Consider the following 4184-nt stretch of genomic DNA (forward strand, 5'->3'; position numbering starts at 1 on the left):
GGTCGCCCACGCTCAGGCCGTGCCAGTCCAGCAGGCCGGTGACGGTGGGGACGTCGTCGACGTCTTCGAGCAGGAAGGCGGTGGGCTCGGCCCCGCCGAGCGTCACGGCGGCCTCGAACCGCCAGAGCTCGTCCGCGGCGAGGGCCGTGCTCCATCGCCGCAGCAGGGCGAAGGGGAGCAGCCCCGTGGCCTCGGCCCGATCCAGCATCCGTTCGGCTTCGTCGCGCACCTGCGCGGGGGTGCGGGCGGGAAGGCCCGCATCGCGCACGACCGAGATGGGCAGGCCGTGGATGTCGGCGATCGCGGCGCCCAGCGACGTGGCGACGCCGCGCCCTGGGGGCACATGGGCCGCCTCGACGCGGTAGCCCGGCAGCAGGTCGGACACGAACACCCGTGAGCCGCCGAGGCCTGCTTCGCCCAGCACCTCGGGAGCGCGGAAGGGCAGCACGCCGCGCACCCCGGCCGACAGGGCCCGCAGCACGCGCACCTGGGCGACCAGCTCGTCGGCGGCCTCGGCGGAGTTGGCCACCCGCACCACCACGCGGCGGCCGTCGTCGAGGTCGGCCACCGCCGAATCGAAGCGGCCGGCGGCGCTCTCTGTCAGCTCCCCGACCCCGACGACGGCGACCCGGGGAAGGGCCGACGTGACTGACGCGGCTAAAGTGAGGGGAGAGCGTGCCATGCCCCCCAGGGTAGGTCGCGCGCGCTCCGTTCACCCCCGCGCCACGCCCGCAAGAGAGGTCCCGGATGACGGTGCCCGAGAGCCCGCACCCCGCGTCGCCCGTGCATATCGGGCTCGACCGCGCTGCGCACGAACGCGCTGTGGAAGGCCTGCTCGACGATGCCCGCGCGCGACCCGACGCCCGAGTGCTCGTGGTGCACGGTGACCGTGCGCCGCTGGCAGCGGACGGGGCCCTCCGCTGGCTGCGCCCGCACGAAGTCGGCTCCGAGGCGACCTGGGCCTTCCTCGGGCGCGACGGCGCCGGCGTGCCGCTGCTGCTCGCGGCGACCCCGGCCGACGCCGAGGCTCCCGCCGTCGCCGAGACCTGGGGCGCCCTTCGCGCGGTGGGCGGTGAGCTCGGCAGCGCCGACGCCGACGCCTTCGTCGCCGCGCTGAGTCTCGGACGGTGGCTGCTGGAGGCCCCGTTCTGCCCCGCGTGCGGCGCGGTGACCCGCGTGCACGCCGCCGGCTGGGCGCGCACGTGCCAGGGCTGCGGCCGCGAGCACTTCCCCCGCACCGACCCCGCCGTCATCGTCGCCGTCACCAGCGCGGACCGGCAGCGACTGCTGCTCGGATCCAACGCGATGTGGGCACAGCACAACCGCTACTCCACCTTCGCCGGCTTCGTCGAGGCGGGGGAGTCGCTGGAGTCCGCTGTCGAGCGTGAGGTGCATGAAGAGGCCGGCGTGCGGCTGAGCGAGCTGCGATACGGCGGGTCGCAGGCCTGGCCTTATCCGCGTTCGCTCATGCTGGGCTTCCACGCCGTGGCCGATGATGAGCACGCGGCGCGCGCCGACGGCGACGAGATCGTGGCCGTGCGCTGGTTCACCCGTGACGAGATCGCCGAGGCCCTCGCCGGTGGTGGCGACGTGCTGCTGCCGGGCACTGCGTCGATCGCCCACCGCCTCATCACCGACTGGTTCGAGGGGCGCACGTGAGCATCGTTCCCCTCGCCGGATTGGACGACGCGCAGCTGCAGGCGGCCACCGCGCTGCGGGGACCGGTATGCGTGCTCGCCGGTGCCGGCACGGGCAAGACGCGGGTCATCACACACCGCATCGCCCACGGCGTCGACACCGGCGCCTACTCGCCCTCGCGCGTCATGGCGGTGACCTTCACCACCAAGGCGGCCGGAGAGCTGCGTGGCCGGCTGCGGGCGCTCGGTGTGCCGGGCGTCGCCGCCCGCACCTTCCACGCGGCGGCCCTGGCGCAGCTGAACTTCTTCTGGCCGCAGCTCGCGGGCGGCAGCGCGCCGTCGATCGTCAACGGCAAGGTGCGCGTGCTCGCCCACGCCGCAGACACACTGGGGTTCGATCCGGGGCCGATGGCGCTGCGCGACGTGGCCGCCGAGATCGAGTGGCGCAAGGTCACGATGCGCAGCATCGAGGAGTACGCCGTCGCGCGCCCGCGCGGGGTCGCGGGACTCGACCTGTCGCAGGTGGTCGACCTGCAGCGCGCGTACGAGAAGCTCAAAGACGAGCGACGCCAGCTGGACTTCGAGGACGTGCTCCTCGCGTGCGCCGGCATGATCGAGACCGAGCCGCACGTGGCCGCCGCGGTTCGCGAGCAGTACCGTCATTTCACCGTCGATGAGTTCCAGGACGTGTCGCCGGTGCAGTACCGGCTGCTGGAGCTGTGGCTGGGGGAGCGCCGCGACCTCTGCGTCGTGGGCGACGCCAGCCAGACGGTGTATTCGTTCGCCGGCGCTGACCCGCAGTTCCTGGTGGGGTTCGCCGAGCGGCATCCCGATGCGCGCGTGGTGCGACTCGAACGCAACTACCGGTCGGATGCCGCCGTGCTGGCGGTGGCCAACGAGCTCATGCGCGACCGGCCCGGCGCCCTCGCGCTGGTGTCGGCCGCCGGCGACGAGCCGGGACCCATGCCCACCGTGACGACCTACCCCGACGACGCCGCCGAGGCGGCGGGCGTCGCGCGGGCGGTCGCCGCCCAGCTCGCGGCAGGCGTCGACCCCGAGAGCATCGCGGTGCTCTATCGGGCCAATTCGCAGTCCGCGCCGATCCTCACCGCCCTCGCGGAGCGGCAGATCCCCGCCACCGTGCTGGGGGGCAAGCGCTTCTTCGACCTGCCCGAGGTGCGTCAGGCGATCCTCGAGTTGCGCGCGGCGACGGTGGCGCCCCTGGACACCGCGTTCCTGCCGACGGTGCGCGACATCCTGCGTCGCGCCGGGCTGACCGACGAGCCGCCGCCGGCAGGCGGCGCGGTGCGGGATGCCTGGGAAGCGCGGGCGGCGATCCTGCGCCTTGCCGAGGAATCCCGGGAGGGAACGACCCTCCGCGCCTTCACCGACGACCTGATAGCTCGTGCGAAGGACCAGCACGAGCCCGCGCTGCGCACCGTGACCTTGGCGACCCTTCACGCCGCCAAGGGTCTGGAGTGGGACCACGTGCACCTCATCGGCATGGCCGAGGGACTGCTGCCGATCTCGTACGCGAACACCCCCGAGACCATCGACGAGGAGCGCAGGCTGGCGTACGTGGGCATCACGCGCGCCGCGCGGACACTGTCGCTGTCGTGGGCACGGGGAACGGGACAACGGGAGCGAGCGGTGTCGCGCTTCGTGCGTGAGATCGGCACAGGCACGCTTCGTGTGGCGGATTCGCGTGCCACGTCACCCGCCCGCGGCGGCCGCGGATCGTCGCCGACCGGCCCGCGCGGTCCGGCCCGGCGCTGAGCAGCCGAACGGCGAGAGCGGCGGCGTCGTACAGCATGCCCCGCGGCGTCTGCGGTGCCGGGAGGGTGAGCAGCTGCGCGGCGATCGCGGGCCAGGCCTCGTCGGCATCGCGTCGGTGGGCGTGCGTGCACGCGGTGCAGGCGGTCACCCCCGGCACAACGGACGGCCCGACGTCAACGCGGTCATGCGCGAGCACGACCGGGAGGTGCGGGATGTCGTCGCGCATGAAGCGCGCCGTGCGCCGCGGATCGAGCACGTGCGCGGCGACCGCCACCACGGGGGCGCCGCCGCCCACGGGGAGAGCCGGCACGTCCCACCACGGCGCCGCCTCGGGCGCGGCACCGGCCTCGATGAACGCGTCGGTGAGCACCTCGGCCATGCGCGGCGGCAGATCATGGGGCAGCTCGAGGCGCACCGGCCGGGCGGGCGGATCGTCGCCGTCGCGCAGCACCGGCGACAGCAGCAGCCGCAGCTCCGCCGCCGCCGGGGCGTCGGCGCCGAACGCCCGCGCGCAGGCGTCGTAGGCGCTGGCGGGGATGCCGTTGACCAGCGCCGCGACCATGCGCTCCTGCCAGGGCGCCAGGTGGTCGATGACCGCGAGGGGCTCGGTGCCGAACTGCAGGCTCGTGGCGCTGCGCCACAGCGGCGGATGGCGGGGGTCGAGGTGAAGCATGACCCGATTGTGCGCCGGTGCGTCGTCCGCCGTCCCCGCTGTCCACAGATCGCTCCTGCCCGCGGCCGCCTGAGCGGCCTGGGGAGGAGGAGACGAGA

Annotated in this window: 3 protein-coding genes; 2 read left to right on the forward strand and 1 reads right to left on the reverse strand. The window is 74.3% G+C overall.

Going from position 1 to position 4184, the window contains the following annotated elements; translation table 11 throughout:
• The coding region (locus NQ160_RS19690) for a phosphotransferase (protein ID WP_257516802.1) at positions 1–682 on the reverse strand (682 nt) is incomplete at its 3' end.
• 65 nt (positions 683–747) lie between these two features.
• On the opposite strand from NQ160_RS19690, the gene nudC reads away from it, so the two are divergent.
• Together nudC and NQ160_RS19700 are read left to right on the forward strand one after the other, a co-directional pair.
• Positions 748–1659 carry an NAD(+) diphosphatase gene (gene nudC / locus NQ160_RS19695; protein WP_257516803.1) on the forward strand — a complete coding sequence of 304 codons (912 nt, stop codon included), beginning with the start codon at positions 748–750 and terminating at the stop codon, positions 1657–1659.
• Positions 1656–3413 carry an ATP-dependent helicase gene (locus NQ160_RS19700; RefSeq protein WP_257516804.1) on the forward strand — a complete coding sequence of 586 codons (1758 nt, stop codon included), beginning with the start codon at positions 1656–1658 and terminating at the stop codon, positions 3411–3413. The genes nudC and NQ160_RS19700 overlap by 4 nt, the downstream gene beginning before the upstream one ends.
• Positions 3414–4184: the final 771 nt, after the last annotated feature.

The organism is Microbacterium sp. zg.Y909 (genome assembly GCF_024626565.1).